The sequence below is a fragment of the Arcanobacterium buesumense genome (assembly GCF_012563545.1).
Taxonomy (GTDB): domain Bacteria; phylum Actinomycetota; class Actinomycetes; order Actinomycetales; family Actinomycetaceae; genus Arcanobacterium; species Arcanobacterium buesumense.
On sequence record NZ_CP050804.1, the window covers coordinates 218,896 to 237,095 of the forward strand.

An 18,200-nucleotide genomic window follows, 5' to 3' on the forward strand; every position below is an offset into this window, starting at 1 on the left:
GAATGGCAGACAGATTATTCATTCTGAACTCAAAGGGGAGATAAATTATGACAACACTGTCGCGTCGCAGCAAAGTCGCTGCTGTTTTGGCTACAACATCGCTTGCAGTCGCAGGTCTTGCGGGCTGTTCGTCAGATTCGGATGCTAAGGCACCGTCGGCGGCTGATGAAAAGTCGGACGTCAAGATTGAATATGTTCACCGTCTTCCAGACGGAGAAGGCATGGTCAAAGTCCAAGAGATCGTAGATCGATGGAATAAAGACCATCCAGATATGATGGTTAAGGCAACTAAGTTCGATGGTAAAGCCTCTGATCTTTTCCAGAAGCTTCAAAAGGATGTCGCAACAGACACTGCTCCATGTCTCGCACAGCTTGGCTACTCTGAAGTTCCAGAAGCCTTTGTTAAGGGCATGGTAGAGGACGTTACCAAGCAGGCTGAAAAGTACAAGGATAATTTCTCGGGTGCTTATGGCCAGATGTCCGCTGGTGGAAAGGTTGTAGGCCTACCACAAGATACTGGCCCGCTTGTCTACTTCTACGACAAGGCAGAGTTTGATGCTCTTGGGCTGTCAGTTCCAACAACACTTGATGAGCTGAAGGAGACTGCTAAGAAGGCGGCGGAGCAAGGCAAGTTCATTCTTAACTTCGAGCCAGATGAAGCTGCTCACTGGCTATCGGCACAGGCCGCTGCAGTTGGCGATCCATGGTTCACCACTGAGGGTGATAAGTGGAAGATCAACACTCAAAACAAGGGCTCTGAGGTCGTTGCTAACTTCTGGCAAGAGCTCATTGATGCACAGGCAGTAAGCACAATTAACCGCTGGGATGACGCCTACACCAAGGCGCTAACTGACAAGAAGATCATTGGAAACATTGGTGCTGCTTGGGAAGCAGGCTTCATGCTTGATCCAGTTGTTCCAGAAGATGCTGAAGGCACTTGGCGAGTTGCTCTACTTCCAGACTTCGGTGAAGGTGTGAAGACTGGTCCAGATGGCGGCTCGGGTGTTGCTGTTATGAAGGGCTGCAAGTTCGTAGATGAGGCCATGGAGTTTAATAACTGGTTCAATACCCAGACCACGGACCTTGCAACACAGGGTCTTGTTGTCGCAGCTAAGGGTGATGTGACAACCCCAGAAAAGATCAAGCGCCAGTTTGGTGGACAGGATGTTTTCGCTGAGCTCGCTAAGGCTAACGAAGGTCTGAACCCTGATTTCCAGTACATTCCAGGCTACTCTGCGGTTGGCCAGAAGATGGTAGATACCGCAGCAAATGTGATTGATTCTAAGGGCAAGATTGCTGATATTTTTGCAGCTGCGCAAGAAGAGGCAATGAACACTCTGAAGAATCTCAAACTACCAGTTGTCGAGTAACGAGTAATCCGCCGCCGAAAGAGACGAGATTTTAAGGGACATAAAGAATATATTGAGGCGCAATTATGACAAGTGCATTAACAATCGATAGTTCGAGAAGACAGCATAGACGTACACGAGAACGTCATGAAGCACGAACCGGATGGATTTTTATGCTTCCGTTTGTGACGGGTTTTATATTGGTTTTTCTCTTGCCTATTGGCGCCTCAATATACTCGTCGTTCTTTCAAGAAGTCTCTGACGGCGGCGGACTCTACGGCGGAAGCGAGCTCGTTAAAGAGTTCGTTGGTTTAGAAAATTACTACAACACGGTAACAAGTAGTAGTTTCTGGATGGGAATCTTGCGGGTTATTCTCTATACCCTCGTCCAGGTTCCTGTCATGATTCTACTTGGATTGGCGCTGGCGCTTGTTCTTGATTCATTGCTGGTGCGATACGTTGCGATCTATCGGCTCGGCTACTTTTTACCGTTTGCTATCCCCGGTATCGTGGCTGCAATCATTTGGCTTTACATCTATACGCCAGAAATTTCGCCACTTATTGCGATCTTGAATTGGTTGGGGCTAGATGTAGACCTTATGAGTAAGAATCTTATTTTCTTCTCAATGGCGAATATGACGACGTGGACGTACACCGGCTATAACATGTTGATTTTCTTGGCGGCGCTACAAGCAATCCCAACTGAGCTTGAAGAAGCTGCTCGACTTGATGGCGCTACTGGGTTCCAAGTAGTGACAAAAGTTAAGATTCCAATGGTACGTGGAGCAGTACTTCTGTCGGTCCTTCTGTCAATTGTTGGCACGATTCAGTTGTTCAATGAGCCCACTGTTCTTTCTACTGTGAATCGGTGGATGGGCGCTGACTATACCCCGATGATGATGGCTTATAACACGATGATTGGCCAGTTCACCCCGTCTGGTGATGGCCCTGCTGCGGCAATATCGATTGTCATGGCAGTGATTGCGGGTGCATTGGCTGTGGTCTATGCGTTGATTGAGCGGAAGGTGAATGACTGATGGCAAGAATCATGACAAAGAAGCTGAGCGATGGTACTGAATACACTCCGTCGCGCGAGGGAATTCCGGCTCGTTCAATTGCGCCATCTGCAGTAGCTCGGTGGATCACTCGAGCAGTTCTACTGCTTGCTTTGGTGTACTTCCTGTTCCCGGTTTACTGGGTTATCGTTGCCTCGACCAAGACAAATTCTCAGTTGGTATCGACGAACGGGTTATGGTTTGACGATTTCAACTTGTTGAAAAACCATGACACGCTTATGGTCTGGACGCGTGGAATGTTTTGGCGGTGGGTATTTAATTCTCTGCTGTATTCAACTGTTGCCGGTGTTGTGGGAACGTTGATTTCGGTGATGGCCGGATATGCGACTGCTAAGTTCAAGTTTCCTGGCAAGGGAATAACGATGGGTGTGATCATGTCTGGTCTGTTGATGCCAGCTGCGCTCCTGACTATTCCGCTCTACATTATTTTCCACCACATGGGAATCACAAATACTATGTGGTCCATTATCATTCCGGCCTGTGTGAGCCCGTTCGGGGTATTCCTCGGCCGAGTCTATGCTCAAACATCTGTGCCAACTGAACTCATCGAGGCGGCAAGAATCGATGGAGCTAGCGAAGCTCGCATCTTCTTCACCATGGTATTGCGTTTGTTGGCGCCGGCTATGGTCACAATCTTCTTGTTCATCTTTGTGGGGACGTGGAACAACTTCCTTTTGCCATTGATGATGGTGACAGCCGATGAAATTAAACCAGTAACTCTTGGTCTGTATGGCATGATGAGCTATTTCGCTCCAGAAAAGGGAGCGGTCATGTTGGGAGCCCTGCTGGGTGTTCTCCCGTTGATTGTCTTGTTCCTTGCACTGCAAAAGTACTGGCAGTCTGGCCTTGCGGCTGGTTCTGTTAAAGGCTGAGTAGTCGAATATAAAGTGGTGGCCACGAACGCTACAGCGTTCGTGGCCACCACTTTATTGATTGACGCCACCTTTTATTGGTTAACGTTTAGCTATCGCGAACTTCCAGGTAGCTGGTGATTGCAGAGGCTAGTCCAGCAACGATCGCAAACCGGGAGTGCGCGAAGCGTTTACCTTTGGCACGACGGCGTTCGCCGCGTCGGAATATTGCTCGTTCAGTTAGAACCGATAACCATATTGAGCCAGCCAGTATCGCTCCTAAGGTGACGAATACGGGTGCTGTCATCTCTAGTTGTTCGGAGTTTTCTTCGGCGTCGGTTGCGACATCAGAAGTAGCTGTTTCCGTCGCCCGCGAACACATCTTGAGCTTGTGTTGGTCAAGCTGTGACGAGGCAACAATGCCGGCCGGCACAATGGTTGCCACGGATTTCACGAAGAATCGTGCCACCCGGGAACGAATCATATCCGGGCAGGCATAGTAAACGGTGACTCCAAGGCCGACTGCAAGTGCGTCTCGAGTTATGTGTGGATTAGCGGAGTTCGTCATCGGTAGGTTCTCCGAGATTACCAGTTTCCGGCATCGGGGTTGTATCCGGTGCTGGAGCACTTTGTGTGAAGTGGTCTTCGGTTGCTCCGGGATGTGATTGCATAGGAGGAATCGGCTGTGCTGATGGTGTTGCTGGTGCCGATGGTTGGGTATGCGAGGTGTTCTGAGTTGGAATTGTTGGTTGCTCAGATGGCATTGGGGTGCGGGTTACTGATCCAGGATCGTAATGCGGGGTGAAGCCATAGCCCGGAAATGGCATATCGGTTTGTTCTGGTTCTTTCTTGCGAACCATGAAGAACACTAAGATTGCAATGAGTGCGACGATGCCAAGTCCGATAGCAATCCACGCCCAAATTGGCACGCCATGAGAGGCGTTGGCTGGCGCGAAAAGGTCAGTGAAATCCGCATTTCCGCTCTTTTCGCCTTCAACGTAGATACCGTTGGCGATGATGGGTTCAAGGTTTTCGTAGATTGCCCGGTTGCCATCGATTGTTGCCCCATCAGCCTTGAGGATGTTACCAGGGGTTGCGACGACGATTCGCACTTCAACAAAGTCCATCAGCATTTGTGCTTCGGCTGGGATCTCGCCATTGGTGCCTTCGCGCATGTCGAGAATGAATGTTGAATCGGTTTCTTTGATTTTGTCGCCATCAATGATGGAATCGGGGGTGACAAAGCTGATTCGGCACCCGAGGCCTCCTTCAGATGGTACTTCGGAGACATTAAGTTGTTGTAGAGCCTTATCGATTTCGTCACCGGGGAGTTCAGAAAACTCTGGGTTGTTGCGCATTTCGGCAATGACTTGGTTGGCAAAGTCGTCACATGAAGAAATGTTTTGTTCGCCTAGGATTCCATATTGATCGTGGAATTCCATTGCGATGGTTGCGGTTCCATCTTCGTGGATACCTGCTCCGGCATCCAGATGGCAGGCGCCAAGGGAAAGGGTAACGACGGCGGTCATTGCGTAGGCTGATAGTTTACGTGGCAGTCTCATAATGGCCTTTCAAGTTTTGATTAGCGTATTGTCAAAAGTCTATTATATGAATAGTTAAATAGTGACCCCAGAGGAAGGTCATGTTGATTATTCTCTGGGGTCACTATGTGTTGAAGCGATTGATTATTGAAGATATGGTTCTTCGTCCTGATTATTGTCTTGTTTTTCTGGGTTGGTTGGCGATTGTGGATTGGGTTGTGGGATTGGTGCCAGAGTAGCGTTCCTTCGGCGAACGAAGAACATCTGGATGAGGCCAATCAAGCCACCAACTATGCCTCCAATAATGACACTTGACAAGAAAGACGATGAGCGTGATTTTTGTGCACTGTCTTTTTACGTTGTTGCTCCGGTGCTTGTAGAAGCCTTCGGGTCTTCTTTTAAGCCTTCTACAAAAACTCCATTAGCTATGGAGCTAAAAGATGTGAAAGTGGCAAGATTGCCATGTATCTCAGCTCCCTCGGCTTTAATGATATCGTCTGGCATAGTAATGGTCAGTGAGAACGTTCCTGCACTATCAAGCATTTGAGTCTGATCGGGTTGTATATCCTCGATGGCATCGATTTTGAGAATATAGGTATCATCGGTTTCTAATAAGTTTTTACCCTTGATGAAGCTTCCATCGGACGCGCTAGAAAAGCGACATTCCGCATTTCCTGCAGTGCTGGTGTCTTCAACTTGAATATCATCATTGCTTTGGTTGGCCTGAACTCTTACTGTGGTGAGCAGGTCGTCACAAGTTTCCCCGCCTCCTAATGTGGCCAGTATGCCTTCGTCGTCGTTAATGTAAATTACCGAACTGATATTACCGCTAGGATTAACGTCTATATCGAGGCTTGAATGGCAGGCGCTGAGTGATAATGCGGCTGCTGTGGCAAGCATAAATGAGCTAATTTTTTTGTTGTAAAGCCATAGGAATTCCTTTTAACGTTTTCATAGGTGATTTTAGACAATATTGGCAATTGTGGCAATAGTGGCGAGTGGGTATTGAAATATTAGTGTGTTGAGGTGGGGTTGGTGTGTCGATACATTATTAACTGTTGATAGTGCGTTGCGTCACTCATCATCTTTTAGCGAACAATAGTAGATCGGCCTTATTTCGAGAAAATGGCGGGAGAGTGGTCTTTCAGTTTGTGCTCTTTGTTTAATCAGTAATACTCGGGTCCGATAGTCCCAGTAATAATCGCACTATCCCGGTAGCATGGTTATTGGCATAAAAACCAAACGTCGTCGTCAACTCTAGGAGGAAAAAGGATGACTGGCATGTACACTATTGAGGCTGTCCGCGAAGGTGCGCCATCGATTGCCCCGGCCGATTTGGTCGAATGGGTTACCGAGGTAGCTAACCTGACCGAGCCAAAGAATATCGAGTGGGTAGATGGATCTCAGGAAGAATGGGATCGCCTCACTTCGATGATGGTTGAATCCGGAATGTTCACTCGCTTGAACCCAGAAAAGCGCCCGAACTCCTTCCTCGCTCGTTCGCTTCCATCGGACGTGGCTCGCGTTGAGTCCCGTACCTTCATCTGTTCTGAGAAGGAAGAAGATGCTGGCCCAACCAACCACTGGGCAGATCCAAAGAAAATGAAGGAAACCCTCATTGGAGAGAAGGGTGTCTTCCGTGGCGCAATGCATGGTCGTACCATGTACGTCATTCCATTCTCGATGGGTCCATTGGGTGGCCCAATCTCCCAGCTCGGCATCGAGCTCACTGACTCCCCATACGTTGTTGTTAACATGCGTATCATGACCCGCATGGGCATCAAGGCTCTCGAGCTAATCGCTGAAGGTAAGCAGTGGGTTCCAGCAGTTCACTCTGTTGGTTCACCTTTGGAAGAGGGTCAGGAAGATACCACATGGCCATGCAACGATGAGAAGTACATTACCCACTTCCCAGAGACCAATGAAATCTGGTCCTTCGGTTCTGGTTACGGCGGCAACGCACTTCTTGGTAAGAAGTGTTTCGCACTCCGTATTGCTTCAACGATGGCTCGTCGGGACACCTGGATGGCAGAGCACATGCTCATCCTGCGTCTAACTGATGAGAAGACTGGTCGCCAGTTCCACGTTACCGGTGCATTCCCAAGCGCTACCGGCAAGACCAACCTTGCTATGTTGCAGCCAACCATTGAGGGCTACAAGGTTGAGACCGTTGGTGACGACATTGCATGGATGCGTCCTGGTGAAGATGGCCGCTTGCGCGCTATCAACCCAGAAGCTGGCTTCTTCGGTGTTGCTCCAGGAACCTCGTACAAGACCAACCCAATGGCTATGGAAACCATGCGGGCCAACACCATTTTCACCAACGTCGCATTGACCGACGACGGCGATGTATGGTGGGAAGGTATCGACGGCGAGACCCCAGATCACTTGATCGACTGGCATGGTAATGACTGGACTCCAGAGTCTGGCGAGCTAGCTGCTCACCCGAACTCACGTTTCACCACTCCAGCATCCCAGTGCCCAATTATTTGCCCTGATTGGGAAGCTCCAGAAGGTGTTGCTATTGACGCAATTCTCTTCGGTGGCCGTCGTGCAACCAACGTTCCACTCGTTGCTGAGCAGTACACCCCAGCTCACGGTGTCTTCATTGGTGCTTCGGTTGCTTCAGAAGCTACCGCAGCAGCTCTTGATGTCAAGGCTGGCGCTCTACGTCACGATCCATTCGCAATGCTCCCATTCTGTGGCTACAACATGGCTGATTACTGGGGCCACTGGCTTGAAATGCAAGAAGAGCTCGGTGACAAGTTCCCGAAGATCTACCAGGTCAACTGGTTCCGCAAGGACGCTGAGGGCAACTACATTTGGCCAGGATTCGGCGACAACTCCCGTGTTCTCGACTGGATCGTTCGCCGCGTAGCTGGTGAAGTTGAGGCTATCGAAGGTATGACTGGTCTTTACCCGAAGCGTGAAGACTTCAACCTTGAAGGCTCCGGTGTTTCTGAAGCTGACTGGGAGACGATGTACACCCTCGATCCAGAAGCTTGGGAAGCTGAAACAGTCGAGACTGAAGAGTACTTCGCCAAGTTCGGCGACAAGGTTCCAGCAGCTGTTCGTGCAGAACTTGATGCTCTTCGTGAGCGCATTGCTGTAGCTAAGGCCTGAATTCTCTCGTTCTAGCTAGAGATCTGAGTGTGGCTCGGAGATATTTCTCCGGGCCACACTCATTTTTTGTATATGCACGTGATCTGGGGTTCTTTTAGGCTCCAGCGTGGCAAGATTCAGTCAAGAGAAGGTAAAATGAAATAAGTGTTCAGTCCAATGGAGGAGGAACCATGGTCGCATTTGCAGGTGGAGTTTCAATCCCCGGTTGGTCGCGTATTTATGCTGGAAAAGTACGCGATATGTATATTCCTATTGATCAGCAGTGGCATGCTGGGACTGAAACCATGCTTGTGGTTGCTTCAGACCGTATCTCAATTCGTGATCGGGTTGTGCCTACGATTATCCCAGATAAAGGGGAGATGCTGACCAAACTCACTTTATGGTGGTTTGACCAGCTGAAAGATATCGTTGCTACGCATGTTACGCCGGCCCAGGTGCCAGCTGAGGTGGCGGGCCGGGCAATGATTGTTCGGCGGTTGCGAATGTATCCCGTTGAATGTGCGGTTGCGGGATATTTAACCGACACGATGCTTGCGGAATATCATACGAACGGAACCGTTAACGGGATAAGGTTACCGGCTGGCTTGCAAGAAGGCGATCAATTACCTCGGCCACTATTCTTACCGGCGCGTAAAGGTGCAGTTGAGGCAGATGATGTTGATATTACCTTTGAAGAATTTGCCTACATCGTAGGTTTAGATGTTGCGCGCACTATTCGCTCAATTTCACTTGATACTTATGAACGGGGCCATGAGATTTGTGCACAAGCTGGAATTATTTTAGCTTCATGCAAACTAGAATTTGGCAGTTCAGCTGATGCTGGTGACGATTCCGTTGTTCTTGCAGATGAAGTCTTAACCCCCGATTCGGCAACTTTGTGGCTCACTGATGATTATGCGCCGGGACGGGCGCAGACAGCTATGGGTAAACAGTTTGTGCGCCGTTGGCTACTCAACACTGGTTGGGATCGAGATTCTGGTAATCCGCCACCGCCACTGCCACAACATTTAGTCAATGCTACGCAGGAAAGATATCGCACAGTGGTTCGTATGCTCACCGGAACAGATTAACTCGATTCACCTCACCGGTGTGTGCCATATGGTGTGCCATATGGTGAGATGAATATCTGAACAATACTCTCCAGTCTTTTCACATGTGCCCTTCAGGGTTTAATCTGTCCATGAGAAGAAAACGTGAAGGAGCATAATATGCACGCAGATATTGAAAAGGTTTATCAAGAATCTCTTCAACGTAACCCCACCCAGCCTGAATTTCAGCAAGCAGTTCGAGAAGTCATCGATTCGGTTGAACCGCTTATAATAGCGCGCAAAGATTACCAAGATGCAGAAATTCTTGCCCGAGTAATTGAACCAGAACGCCAGATTATGTTCCGTGTGGCGTGGGAAGACGATCAACGTCATGTCCGAGTTAATCGAGGATACCGTATCCAATTCAATTCAGCACTCGGCCCCTACAAGGGTGGTTTGCGGTTCCATAAATCGGTGACGTTGTCTGTTGTGAAGTTCCTGGGTTTTGAACAGATTTTCAAGAATGCGTTAACTGGCCAGGGCATCGGCGGTGGCAAAGGTGGATCGGATTTTGACCCACACGGCAAGTCGGACAGTGAAGTCATGCGCTTTTGTCAGGCATTCATGACTGAACTTTCGCGTCACATTGGGGCAGATGTTGATGTTCCAGCAGGTGATATCGGTGTAGGAGCACGTGAAATTGGGTATTTGTTTGGCCAATACAAACGCCTTTCGAACCGCAATGAAGCAGGTGTGCTCACTGGTAAGGGCTTAAATTGGGGCGGTTCGTTGGCACGTACTGAAGCAACTGGCTATGGTCTGGTGACTTTTGCACAGGCCATGCTCGGCGAGCAGGGCCTTGATATGGAGGGGATGAAAGTACTCGTCTCCGGATCAGGGAATGTGGCAACGTACGCGATTGAAAAAGCTCAGTCGTTAGGGGCCAAGCCGATTTCTATTTCGGATTCCTCGGGCGCAGTTTACGATCCAGACGGGATCGACGTTGAGCTTCTCAAGCAGGTTAAGCAGGTGGAGCGGGGTCGAGTATCAGATTATGCTCAACGACGCCCTAACGCGCAATTCCGGGCCGGAGAACGGGTCTGGGGGATTGCCGGTGACATCGCACTTCCATGTGCAACCCAAAATGAAATGAATGAAGCTGAAGTGGCTACGTTAGTAAAGAACGGCGTCAAGCTTATTGCCGAAGGGGCAAATATGCCGTTGACCCCGCAAGCAATCGAAGCCGCCCAAGCGTCACATATTCTTTACGCGCCCGGCAAGGCATCAAATGCTGGTGGTGTGGCCACATCGGCGTTGGAGATGCAGCAGAATGCTGGATTAACACAGTGGCCGTTTGTGAAGGTAGAAAATCGACTTGATAAGATCATGCTCGATATTCACCGTGAGTGCCTAGAAACCGCGCACGAGTTCGGTAAACCAGGGGATTACTTGGTAGGAGCGAATATCGCAGGCTTTAGGAAAGTGGCTGATGCGATGCTTGACCAAGGCATTATCTAATAGTTCAATGTGATCGATGACGGCCGGGGGTGTTTATTCATGCCCGGCCGTTTTATTTTTAGCTTGAGCGGTATCGGTATCGGATCGTCGTTAAGATAACGGATATGAAACGAAAAGTGAATCCAGCTGAGGGATTGGCGTTGGTGCGCCAATATGTTTACGAAGGGGAACTACCAACGCCACAGTTACGCACAGCAGTGCGGTTTGCTTTGGAGGAGTTCGCTAGTCGGCATCCGGGTAGGTCGGTAGAAATACGTATTCCGTGGATTGGTGCGGTGCAAGCAGTTGCTGGGCCAGTCCATACTCGTGGAACTCCACCAAACGTTGTGGAAATGGATGGGCCGACGTGGTTGAACATTGTTACTGGGCAACCTGCTGGAGGAGTTGTTCAGGCCAGTGGTGCTCGTGCAGATGTGATGCAGTATCTACCGTTATTTGGTCCAGGACAATTAGGGCAGGAACATAGTGAATAGTTGTTAGTGATATGACGACGATGATGGCTCCAGTTGCAAGAAACTCAGCTCACCGATGAGATGAGCGCAGAAATGATCCAGCCAGGCACTACGGCCCGGCTGGATCAGAATTCTGGCTGGATTCACTTATGCAGTGGCGTCCAATCATCTTCATCCCAATCGGCTGCTGGGGGCACCTCATACGAATCGTAATCAGGCCAGTCGCCATCCGAGGCATCGGTGGCGTTATCAGCAGACGAAGCGTTAGATTTTGCAACGAGTTCTCTTTCGAGTGCTGCATAATCCGTTTCCGGGCTGAAATACTTTAGATCGCGTGCAACTTTACGTTGTTTGGCTCTTTGACGGCCGCGTCCCATAGGGATCCGACCCCCCTCAACTCGTCTTGGGGCGACGCGGAGTGGCCCCATCATGTACATAATTGTTCTCGTTGATCTACTCTACAACGAATCGATACTTAAACTCTACGTGGGCGGGAATTTTTTACGATATTACTGTTGTGAAATGCATTTTGGCAATCGAATAATTCGGCGATGTGACCTATTGATAATAATTCCTACATCTCAGGTAGTGCGGCTTATCGAATAAATCAACTCTAGGTCGTACATATCTGCGCAAATATTCATTTTATAATGGAAATGGACAATTTTTTAATTCACGTATTTTACGGGGCAAATAGTTGTATGACATTGCACTGTAATGCGAAAGGAAAGATACAATGACTGAATTTGATACTGAGCTTATGACCCCTGCCGAAGTTGCTGCCCTTTTCCGAGTTGACCCAAAGACAGTAGCTCGTTGGTCAGATTCCGGAAAGATTCCATCAATTCGTACTCTCGGTGGGCACCGTCGTTTCCGTCGTTCAGACATTGTTGCTATCCTAGAAAACAACACCACTGAAATTGATTAATCTTTAGTGTTTCCTCCGATAATAGTTGTGTGGCCGAAGATCTGAGATCTTCGGCCACACAACTATTATCGACACGATGGTTAATCGGTGAATGCCATGATTTTTATCGTGACTATTTCATGGCTTTACGTACAATCAGAGCACCAAGTCCTAGAGCAACGCCAGCGATAATGCCGATCGCTTTCATGTCTCCGCTAGCTGCATCATGCGCAAGCGCCTGGGCCTTGGCTTTGATAGAATCAACTTTCGCCAGCATTGCTGTTTTAAGATCCTCTTTCAAAACCTCAGGGTCTAATTTAGCTGCCAAGTCATTAACTGTTGCTGTTAGTTCCTCACGGACCCGTTCAATATCGCGTTGGATTTCTTCGGCTGAGCGGGTGTCTTCGATCCCTACTGGGGCTTCATAATCCGCAGCTGTTTTTGATTGCGCTGCTACTCGGGCAGATTCGTTAATGCTACTCACTTGTCAAATCCCTTCTTGATTGCTTCAACGTTTTTAGCAAGCCCATCTTTAGGAGCGATTTTGGCCTGCGAAGCCTTCGTTAGAGACCTCTTACCAAGAAGAGCCAAGATGAGAATGACGAGGAGAATAATGCCGGCGGTGATCAGGTACCCTGCCCAGACCGGAACGAGTTCCGCAAAAGCCCAAGCAATACCTGCAAATAAAAAGCCGAGCATGTAGAGGGCCAAGACGCCAGCGATAGCAAAAAGTACGCCTCCTGCGCCGAGCTGTTTGACTTTAGTTTTCGCCTGTAGGCCAGTGTATTTAATTTCATCACGGACAAGAGCGGAAAATTGACTGGTTATTTTGGCGACCAGCTCACCAATGGAACTACCAGCGTGCGAGGTTGAGGATTTTATGCCATCAAGCTTCTTCGCTGGATCGGTATGTTCAGTAGCCACGAACTACTCCTTCACGGGCTATACCAGCCCCTGGGTAGATTAAGATTATGTCCCTATTCTGTCACGAATTAGCTCAAAAGTTCGACTCCCTAGGGTAAAACTCCCCACAATCACGCACGTTTATCGCCTTGAGCGAGAAAGAATCTTGCGGAAAATCGCCCGAATAGGACCGAGGAGAATTTCACCTTCAGGCATTTTTGAAAGCTTTAAAAGTACGACGAAGATACTGGACATGACGAACGTAACGACGATAATCGAGACTATGGCTAATGAGAAAGAACTTGCTACCGCGTCATATCCGAAACCTAACATGATGGCGTATCCAACCAGGCTCACGATGATTCCCAATCCGCCAAGTTGGAGATGGGTACGGATGATTCGTCGCGTATCAAGTCCGCCAAGACGGCGACGAAGAACCCACGCGTGAATACCAATGAAAATAACATTTTCAAAGGAAGAGACTAAACACAAGCCGACAACCGTCCACTGTGGCGGTAGGAAAACGGTTTGTAGATATAAAATCGGAGTCAAAATATGGAGTGGTAAGACGGTTAAAAACGCTGTTTTCGTATCTTCGAAAGCATAAAAAACTTTCATCAATACTGCGTCAGCTGAACCGAAAACTAGTCCGAGAGTCAGGGCTGCCAAAACCCAGGCTAACGCCCATGCTTCTTGCGAGGTCGACGTCGGCGTCACAACTTTTGCTACCGGAACAGCAAGAACGAAAATAAGCGCAGAGGCTAAAACGTTAAAAACACCAATAGTTCGAATAGATATAGAAACGTCGGAGCGCACCGCTGCAAAATCGTTACGTGCGGCGGCTCGGGACATGCGGGGGAAGACTGCAGTGATAATCGAAATAGCTACGAGTGAAGATGGCAGCGAGTAAAGTGCATAGGCGATGGTATACATAAAATTGCCCGCTACCAGCGTTGTGTCTTGTCCAGCGTCGATCGCGCGTTGGGTTGCACCAGCAGCGATATTAAGCAAAATCATAATGGGAACCATGCCGGTGAACATCAGAGCCAAGACCCAGCTCCCGGCCCGGCCCACGGCACCAAGGCCTGAATTGCGCCATTGGAAATCAGGTCGATAGCGAATGCCTAGGCGATAAAGCGGGACAAATAAGATTAATGCTTGAACAACAATGCCTAAAGTGGATACGCCAGCCAAGATCATGGTGGGGGCGCCGGCCCAATCGGCTGCTGATGATGGGTTCGTTGAATCCTCCGGACCAAACAGAGCGAGCATCGTGATTAAGCCGCCAATAGCGACGACGTTATTAAGCGCCGGTGACCACATATATGGCCCAAACTTTTCGTATGCATTAAGGATCTGTCCCAGCACTGCATAAAGCCCGTAAAAGAATATTTGTGGCAAGCACCAAAAAGAGAAAATAACCGTTAACTGATACCACTCAGATGACATTGTTGAGGCGTAAAAATTAACGATCAGTGGTGCTGCTGCCGTAATGACAAGCGTCATTGCGCCGAGCGTGACAAAAGAAAAAGTTAAAAGTTTATTGATGAAAATAGCACCGTCAGTCCGCGATTTCTCAGTTGCCCGCACGATAGCAGGTACGAGGACGGCGTTGACTAGGCCGCCGGCAATAATGCCGTACAGCAAATTTGGCACATTGTTGGCAATATCGAAAGAATTAGCAACCGGCGTTGAGACACCAACAACAGCGCCGAGTAAAATCGGCGAACGAACCATTCCGAGTGCGCGGGAAATGAGCGTACCCAAAAACATAATGAGTGACGAACGCGCAGCCGACGTCTTCGGTGCGTGAGACTCAGTGTTAGCCTGTGGAGGCGTTGACGGCTCGGTGCTTGTGTGTGGTGCCGTTAGCGTACGTATGGACCGCGTCCCAGATACTGGAGTAGATCCTTGTCCGTGCCGAGGATTGAAGCGGTTTCGAGAACGAAAGTGCATGAAACTAGTGTACCGATCTTTACGATGAAGGGGAGATATGAAAAGTCCCCTTGCAATAACGGCAAGGGGACTTTTCAGAGCGACCCTGACGGGACTTGAACCCGCGACCTCCGCCGTGACAGGGCGGCGCGCTAACCAACTGCGCTACAGGGCCAGAGAAACATCTGGCGATGCTTTGACCGAAAATCCCCTGCCGTGGCAGGGGATTTATCTGGTGGCTCCGACCGGCGTCGATCCGGTGACCTTTCGATTTTCAGTCGAACGCTCTACCAACTGAGCTACAGAGCCAAGATAAGAAAACACCCGGTTTCCCGGGAGTTCCTTAGCGACCCTGACGGGACTTGAACCCGCGACCTCCGCCGTGACAGGGCGGCGCGCTAACCAACTGCGCTACAGGGCCTTACGGCCGATATCTTGCGATATCTTAACTTCCTGACGGAAGTAGTACCCCCAACCGGATTCGAACCGGTGCTACCGCCGTGAAAGGGCGGGGTCCTGGGCCGCTAGACGATGGGGGCGAAACCCTAAGGTCTCTCGTTCCGAACACTTGCGTGTCAGTGGAACCCCTATAGCTTAGCCAGATTTCGGGTCAGAATGCAAAACGAATGAGGTGTGTTGCCTGTCACTGTTCGCTAGAAGCCTGTTTTTCGTTGATAGTACGCGGGTTTAGCATAAGCTAGGAACATGACTGTATCGATTATTTCCCAGATCGCGCCGTATTTTTTCTCCCCCTTGGCGCAAGACCCGCCGGATACTCCAGCTGCCGAAAAAGCCGAAGCAGTTGTGGAAGCAACGGTTGACGTTTTAAGCGTGCTCATTTCGGGTGCTATCGGCGCTCTCATAGGAGCTTTCACCACAATCGTCGTCATGTCGATCAGCCACGTCTTCGCCAAACGTTACAAGTATTACGCACCCGTTCACAGCACGATACGTAAACCATTAGGATTGACACTCATCACCTTAGGCGCCTGGATCGGCTTCGATCTAGCAACAAAAAATCTTGACGATGCCACCGCACCCGAATGGTTACCGTTATTCGATCACGGATTCTTAATCCTCTTTATTGCCGTATCGGCAGCAACCATCGTGGCCTTAACCAACGGCCTCGTGAAATCGGTCTACCTTCGGATGGAGTTTTCCTCCGAAGAACGAGCCAGCCGAATCGAAACTCAAGTACAAGTCATTCACCGCGTCGTCGGCGCAATCATCTGGGTTTTAGCCTTCGGTGCAATATTACTCACATTCCCGGCTGCAAGAACTGCAGGAACGTCCCTTCTCGCATCGGCCGGCTTGCTCTCCGTCGTCGCCGGTCTAGCCGCTCAATCGGTACTCGGTAACGTCTTCGCCGGTCTGCAACTGGCTTTCTCCGACTCAATGCGCGTAGGCGATATCGTCGTCTTCAACGGGTCAATGGCAACAGTCGAAGAAATCACCCTGACATACATCGTCCTCGCCGTGTGGGATGGCCGACGCATTATGGTGCCATCAACCAAAATGACTGCCGAACCATTCGAAAACTGGACCCGGCGATCCCCAGAAATGATGGGCGTCGTCGAATGGGAAGTAGATTGGAATATCCCCGTCAAACAAGCCCGCAAACAGCTTGACTACCTCCTCCACGCCACCGACCTCTGGGACGGTCGCACAGGCGTCCTCCAAGTAGCTGAAGCAGTCGACGGCACAATCCTTATGCGTGCCGTCGTTTCGGCCGCCAACGCCGGAGCCATGATTGACTTGCGCCACTACCTGCGCGAAGCAATGGTTCAATGGATTCAAGACGAAGCCCCGCAAGCCATTCCGCACTATCGCAGAATCGTCGACGAAGCTCCCGATTTTAAGACCGTAACTGACGCCACGGCAGCCCTAGTCAATAAACGCGTAGCTGTAAAAGCGCCAGTGTATACGCCAGACCCCGCAGTTGTAGAAACCGCCTCAACCGTTGTCATATCTCAAGCCGAAGTGGAAAGCTTTTCCCGGACGCCGCTTGCCCAACGGGTAGGAGATGACGACTTCCAGGTACACACAACCTCCGCTGAGTTCGCCGTCGTGCCCGACGACGATGATGACGGTCCCGCTGGCTACCAATCAGCGATTTTCCACGGTTCAGAAGAAGCCGAAAAACGCGCTGAACAATATGCCGGGCCAGGTCAAGACGTCTATGAAGAACGCAACAGAAAACTGGAACAGACCGACGATATGAAAAAATTAGCCGATAGTGGCGAACAAAAAATCGACGAAGAAGAGGAAGGAAAATAACCATGGGATACGCCGACCAAACTCCACAGCCAACAGACGACATCAACTACAAGCTCAACAAAACCCCACAAGAGTGGCGCAACCTACTAACCGATATGGAGTTCTTCGTACTACGTGAAGCTGGGACCGAACGGCCCGGAACCGGCGAATTGCTCTACGAAAATCGCCCCGGAACTTACCACTGTAAGGCCTGCGACGCCCAACTCTTTAGCGCCGACAAAAAATTTGACTCCCACTGCGGTTGGCCGTCATTCTACGATCCAGATGAAAAAGGCGCCGTGGTCTACATCGAAGATCGCTCTCTTGCTCCGCGAATTCGCACCGAAGTGCGCTGCGCAACATGTGGATCCCACCTCGGTCACGTCTTCAACGACTCACCACAAACACCAACCGGTTTGCGCTACTGCATGAACTCCGTCGCACTGCGATTCGTACCAGGAGAAGACCACAACGAATGACACTTCGGTGCTTGACGCTCAACATTGAGCATGGACGATCCGCCAACAGTGAATCTCATGCTTTTAACAAAGCATTAGACGAGCTACAAGAGCTGGCACCGGACATTCTTATGCTTCAAGAGGTCGATGGGCGGCGCCGAGTGCAATTAACCACTCGGAATGCCACACGAGTTAGTCAAGCAGAACAAATAGCGCAAAAACTCGGCATGCACTATGTTTACGCTCCTTCCGCATTCGGATATGGCGTAGCAATACTTAGCACAATGTCGATCATGGCAGCGCGCTTTTTGCGCCTGCCACCAGTTGTGCTACCACTTCAGCGGCCAGCGGGCGCGCAACTAGTGCGCGCCCGCTGGCCGGAACCACGTACGGCGCTCTATGCCTATCTGAACCATCCACACAAGCCGCTTATCGTGGCTACTACCCACCTTGATATTGACCAAAATGCCGCCCCGCATCAACTTGATATTGTTGCTCGCGGATATGAAAAAGTTGCCCAATATTGGCAAATACCTGGTGCGGCCACATCCTCATCGCTTCTATTAGCTGGTGATCTTAACCTGCGGCCAGCAGCCGTATCTAAAGTTCTGGAACAGATCCCAAGCAAATATTCAATTCCACGCGTCCCTCTGGCGGCAGGGTTGACCTATCCGCGCCGCAATCCGAAGTGGCAAATTGATCACATGTTGGGCTACCGACTCACATCAAGTAGCTCTAGAGTCATTTCTACAGCAATATCTGATCATGTTGGACTGCTAGCGCATATTGATATTTCGTGAAAG

Annotated in this window: 19 protein-coding genes and 4 tRNA genes; 12 read left to right on the forward strand and 11 right to left on the reverse strand. The window is 49.9% G+C overall.

All coding sequences use genetic code 11. From position 1 onward, the window contains the following. Positions 1-47 precede the first annotated feature (47 nt). The 3 genes from HC352_RS00960 (at position 48) to HC352_RS00970 (ending at position 3,297) form a co-directional block, all read left to right on the forward strand. Positions 48-1,370 (forward strand): ABC transporter substrate-binding protein, encoded by a 1,323-nt coding sequence (locus HC352_RS00960; RefSeq protein ID WP_168917171.1) that lies wholly within the window; start codon positions 48-50, stop codon positions 1,368-1,370. Positions 1,371-1,435: 65 nt separating this feature from the next. Beyond that, positions 1,436-2,386, forward strand: a complete 951-nt coding sequence (locus HC352_RS00965) for a carbohydrate ABC transporter permease (protein WP_168917172.1) — start codon at positions 1,436-1,438, stop codon at positions 2,384-2,386. Continuing rightward, positions 2,386-3,297, forward strand: a complete 912-nt coding sequence (locus HC352_RS00970) for a carbohydrate ABC transporter permease (protein WP_168917173.1) — start codon at positions 2,386-2,388, stop codon at positions 3,295-3,297. Before HC352_RS00965 ends, HC352_RS00970 begins: the two co-directional genes overlap by 1 nt. 88 nt (positions 3,298-3,385) lie before the next feature. Here the strand turns inward: HC352_RS00970 and HC352_RS00975 are convergent, their stop codons facing one another. Both HC352_RS00975 and HC352_RS00980 read right to left on the reverse strand, forming a co-directional pair. Then, positions 3,386-3,844, reverse strand: a complete 459-nt coding sequence (locus HC352_RS00975) for a hypothetical protein (RefSeq protein ID WP_168917174.1) — start codon at positions 3,842-3,844, stop codon at positions 3,386-3,388. Beyond that, positions 3,828-4,838: a hypothetical protein gene (locus HC352_RS00980; protein WP_168917175.1), complete on the reverse strand. Its 1,011-nt coding sequence runs from the start codon at positions 4,836-4,838 to the stop codon at positions 3,828-3,830. Before HC352_RS00980 ends, HC352_RS00975 begins: the two co-directional genes overlap by 17 nt. A gap of 80 nt (positions 4,839-4,918) precedes the next feature. On the opposite strand from HC352_RS00980, the gene HC352_RS00985 reads away from it, so the two are divergent. Then, positions 4,919-5,056: a hypothetical protein gene (locus HC352_RS00985; protein WP_168917176.1), complete on the forward strand. Its 138-nt coding sequence runs from the start codon at positions 4,919-4,921 to the stop codon at positions 5,054-5,056. 115 nt (positions 5,057-5,171) lie between these two features. On the opposite strand, the gene HC352_RS00990 is transcribed toward HC352_RS00985, so the two are convergent. Continuing rightward, positions 5,172-5,717, reverse strand: coding sequence for a hypothetical protein (locus HC352_RS00990; protein ID WP_168917177.1), 546 nt, complete (start codon positions 5,715-5,717; stop codon positions 5,172-5,174). A 372-nt stretch (positions 5,718-6,089) separates the two neighbouring features. On the opposite strand from HC352_RS00990, the gene HC352_RS00995 reads away from it, so the two are divergent. The 4 genes from HC352_RS00995 (at position 6,090) to HC352_RS01010 (ending at position 10,959) form a co-directional block, all read left to right on the forward strand. After that, positions 6,090-7,940, forward strand: a complete 1,851-nt coding sequence (locus HC352_RS00995) for a phosphoenolpyruvate carboxykinase (GTP) (protein WP_211080684.1) — start codon at positions 6,090-6,092, stop codon at positions 7,938-7,940. A 170-nt stretch (positions 7,941-8,110) separates the two neighbouring features. After that, entirely contained in the window at positions 8,111-9,010 is a 900-nt protein-coding gene (locus HC352_RS01000; RefSeq protein ID WP_168917178.1) for a phosphoribosylaminoimidazolesuccinocarboxamide synthase, read from the forward strand. 138 nt (positions 9,011-9,148) lie between these two features. Beyond that, entirely contained in the window at positions 9,149-10,486 is a 1,338-nt protein-coding gene (gene gdhA, locus HC352_RS01005) for an NADP-specific glutamate dehydrogenase (protein ID WP_168917179.1), read from the forward strand. A 104-nt stretch (positions 10,487-10,590) separates the two neighbouring features. Next, positions 10,591-10,959 (forward strand): sterol carrier family protein, encoded by a 369-nt coding sequence (locus HC352_RS01010; protein ID WP_168917180.1) that lies wholly within the window; start codon positions 10,591-10,593, stop codon positions 10,957-10,959. A 122-nt stretch (positions 10,960-11,081) separates the two neighbouring features. Here the strand turns inward: HC352_RS01010 and HC352_RS01015 are convergent, their stop codons facing one another. Beyond that, a complete protein-coding gene (locus HC352_RS01015; protein ID WP_168917181.1) occupies positions 11,082-11,315 on the reverse strand; it encodes a DUF3073 domain-containing protein in 234 nt (77 codons plus the stop codon). A gap of 359 nt (positions 11,316-11,674) precedes the next feature. Between HC352_RS01015 and HC352_RS01020 the strand changes: the two genes are divergently transcribed. After that, positions 11,675-11,866, forward strand: coding sequence for a BldC family transcriptional regulator (locus tag HC352_RS01020; RefSeq protein ID WP_168917182.1), 192 nt, complete (start codon positions 11,675-11,677; stop codon positions 11,864-11,866). 112 nt (positions 11,867-11,978) lie between these two features. On the opposite strand, the gene HC352_RS01025 is transcribed toward HC352_RS01020, so the two are convergent. The 7 genes from HC352_RS01025 to HC352_RS01055 form a co-directional block, all read right to left on the reverse strand. Next, positions 11,979-12,329 carry a DUF3618 domain-containing protein gene (locus HC352_RS01025; protein ID WP_168917183.1) on the reverse strand — a complete coding sequence of 117 codons (351 nt, stop codon included), beginning with the start codon at positions 12,327-12,329 and terminating at the stop codon, positions 11,979-11,981. Beyond that, positions 12,326-12,769: a phage holin family protein gene (locus HC352_RS01030; RefSeq protein WP_168917184.1), complete on the reverse strand. Its 444-nt coding sequence runs from the start codon at positions 12,767-12,769 to the stop codon at positions 12,326-12,328. Before HC352_RS01030 ends, HC352_RS01025 begins: the two co-directional genes overlap by 4 nt. A 120-nt stretch (positions 12,770-12,889) precedes the next feature. Further along, positions 12,890-14,704 (reverse strand): murein biosynthesis integral membrane protein MurJ, encoded by a 1,815-nt coding sequence (gene murJ / locus HC352_RS01035; RefSeq protein ID WP_168917185.1) that lies wholly within the window; start codon positions 14,702-14,704, stop codon positions 12,890-12,892. 80 nt (positions 14,705-14,784) lie between these two features. After that, positions 14,785-14,858 (reverse strand) — tRNA-Asp (locus tag HC352_RS01040). Between the two features lie 58 nt (positions 14,859-14,916). Then, positions 14,917-14,992 (reverse strand) — tRNA-Phe (locus HC352_RS01045). A gap of 38 nt (positions 14,993-15,030) precedes the next feature. Next, positions 15,031-15,104: transfer RNA gene (locus tag HC352_RS01050), tRNA-Asp, on the reverse strand. A gap of 45 nt (positions 15,105-15,149) precedes the next feature. Further along, positions 15,150-15,222: transfer RNA gene (locus HC352_RS01055), tRNA-Glu, on the reverse strand. 166 nt (positions 15,223-15,388) lie between these two features. Here HC352_RS01055 and HC352_RS01060 point away from each other — a divergent pair. Genes HC352_RS01060 through HC352_RS01070 form a run of 3 tightly spaced genes read left to right on the forward strand, consistent with a single transcriptional unit; the run spans position 15,389 to position 18,197 of the window. Next, positions 15,389-16,960, forward strand: a complete 1,572-nt coding sequence (locus HC352_RS01060; protein ID WP_168917186.1) for a mechanosensitive ion channel family protein — start codon at positions 15,389-15,391, stop codon at positions 16,958-16,960. A gap of 2 nt (positions 16,961-16,962) precedes the next feature. Further along, the gene (gene msrB, locus HC352_RS01065) at positions 16,963-17,418 is read left to right on the forward strand and encodes a peptide-methionine (R)-S-oxide reductase MsrB (protein WP_168917187.1); all 456 of its coding nucleotides are present in this window, start codon (positions 16,963-16,965) and stop codon (positions 17,416-17,418) included. After that, positions 17,415-18,197 carry an endonuclease/exonuclease/phosphatase family protein gene (locus HC352_RS01070; protein WP_168917188.1) on the forward strand — a complete coding sequence of 261 codons (783 nt, stop codon included), beginning with the start codon at positions 17,415-17,417 and terminating at the stop codon, positions 18,195-18,197. Before msrB ends, HC352_RS01070 begins: the two co-directional genes overlap by 4 nt. Positions 18,198-18,200 lie beyond the last annotated feature (3 nt).

Bases quoted from the DNA above. Each gene is read 5' to 3' on its own strand.
- HC352_RS00960 (WP_168917171.1), top strand. From the start codon at position 48: ATGACAACACTGTCGCGTCGCAGCAAAGTCGCTGCTGTTTTGGCTACA.
- HC352_RS00965 (WP_168917172.1), top strand. From the start codon at position 1,436: ATGACAAGTGCATTAACAATCGATAGTTCGAGAAGACAGCATAGACGT.
- HC352_RS00970 (WP_168917173.1), top strand. From the start codon at position 2,386: ATGGCAAGAATCATGACAAAGAAGCTGAGCGATGGTACTGAATACACT.
- HC352_RS00975 (WP_168917174.1), bottom strand. From the start codon at position 3,844: ATGACGAACTCCGCTAATCCACACATAACTCGAGACGCACTTGCAGTC.
- HC352_RS00980 (WP_168917175.1), bottom strand. From the start codon at position 4,838: ATGAGACTGCCACGTAAACTATCAGCCTACGCAATGACCGCCGTCGTT.
- HC352_RS00985 (WP_168917176.1), top strand. From the start codon at position 4,919: ATGTTGATTATTCTCTGGGGTCACTATGTGTTGAAGCGATTGATTATT.
- HC352_RS00990 (WP_168917177.1), bottom strand. From the start codon at position 5,717: ATGCTTGCCACAGCAGCCGCATTATCACTCAGCGCCTGCCATTCAAGC.
- HC352_RS00995 (WP_211080684.1), top strand. From the start codon at position 6,090: ATGACTGGCATGTACACTATTGAGGCTGTCCGCGAAGGTGCGCCATCG.
- HC352_RS01000 (WP_168917178.1), top strand. From the start codon at position 8,111: ATGGTCGCATTTGCAGGTGGAGTTTCAATCCCCGGTTGGTCGCGTATT.
- gdhA (WP_168917179.1), top strand. From the start codon at position 9,149: ATGCACGCAGATATTGAAAAGGTTTATCAAGAATCTCTTCAACGTAAC.
- HC352_RS01010 (WP_168917180.1), top strand. From the start codon at position 10,591: ATGAAACGAAAAGTGAATCCAGCTGAGGGATTGGCGTTGGTGCGCCAA.
- HC352_RS01015 (WP_168917181.1), bottom strand. From the start codon at position 11,315: ATGGGACGCGGCCGTCAAAGAGCCAAACAACGTAAAGTTGCACGCGAT.
- HC352_RS01020 (WP_168917182.1), top strand. From the start codon at position 11,675: ATGACTGAATTTGATACTGAGCTTATGACCCCTGCCGAAGTTGCTGCC.
- murJ (WP_168917185.1), bottom strand. From the start codon at position 14,704: ATGCACTTTCGTTCTCGAAACCGCTTCAATCCTCGGCACGGACAAGGA.
- HC352_RS01060 (WP_168917186.1), top strand. From the start codon at position 15,389: ATGACTGTATCGATTATTTCCCAGATCGCGCCGTATTTTTTCTCCCCC.
- msrB (WP_168917187.1), top strand. From the start codon at position 16,963: ATGGGATACGCCGACCAAACTCCACAGCCAACAGACGACATCAACTAC.
- HC352_RS01070 (WP_168917188.1), top strand. From the start codon at position 17,415: ATGACACTTCGGTGCTTGACGCTCAACATTGAGCATGGACGATCCGCC.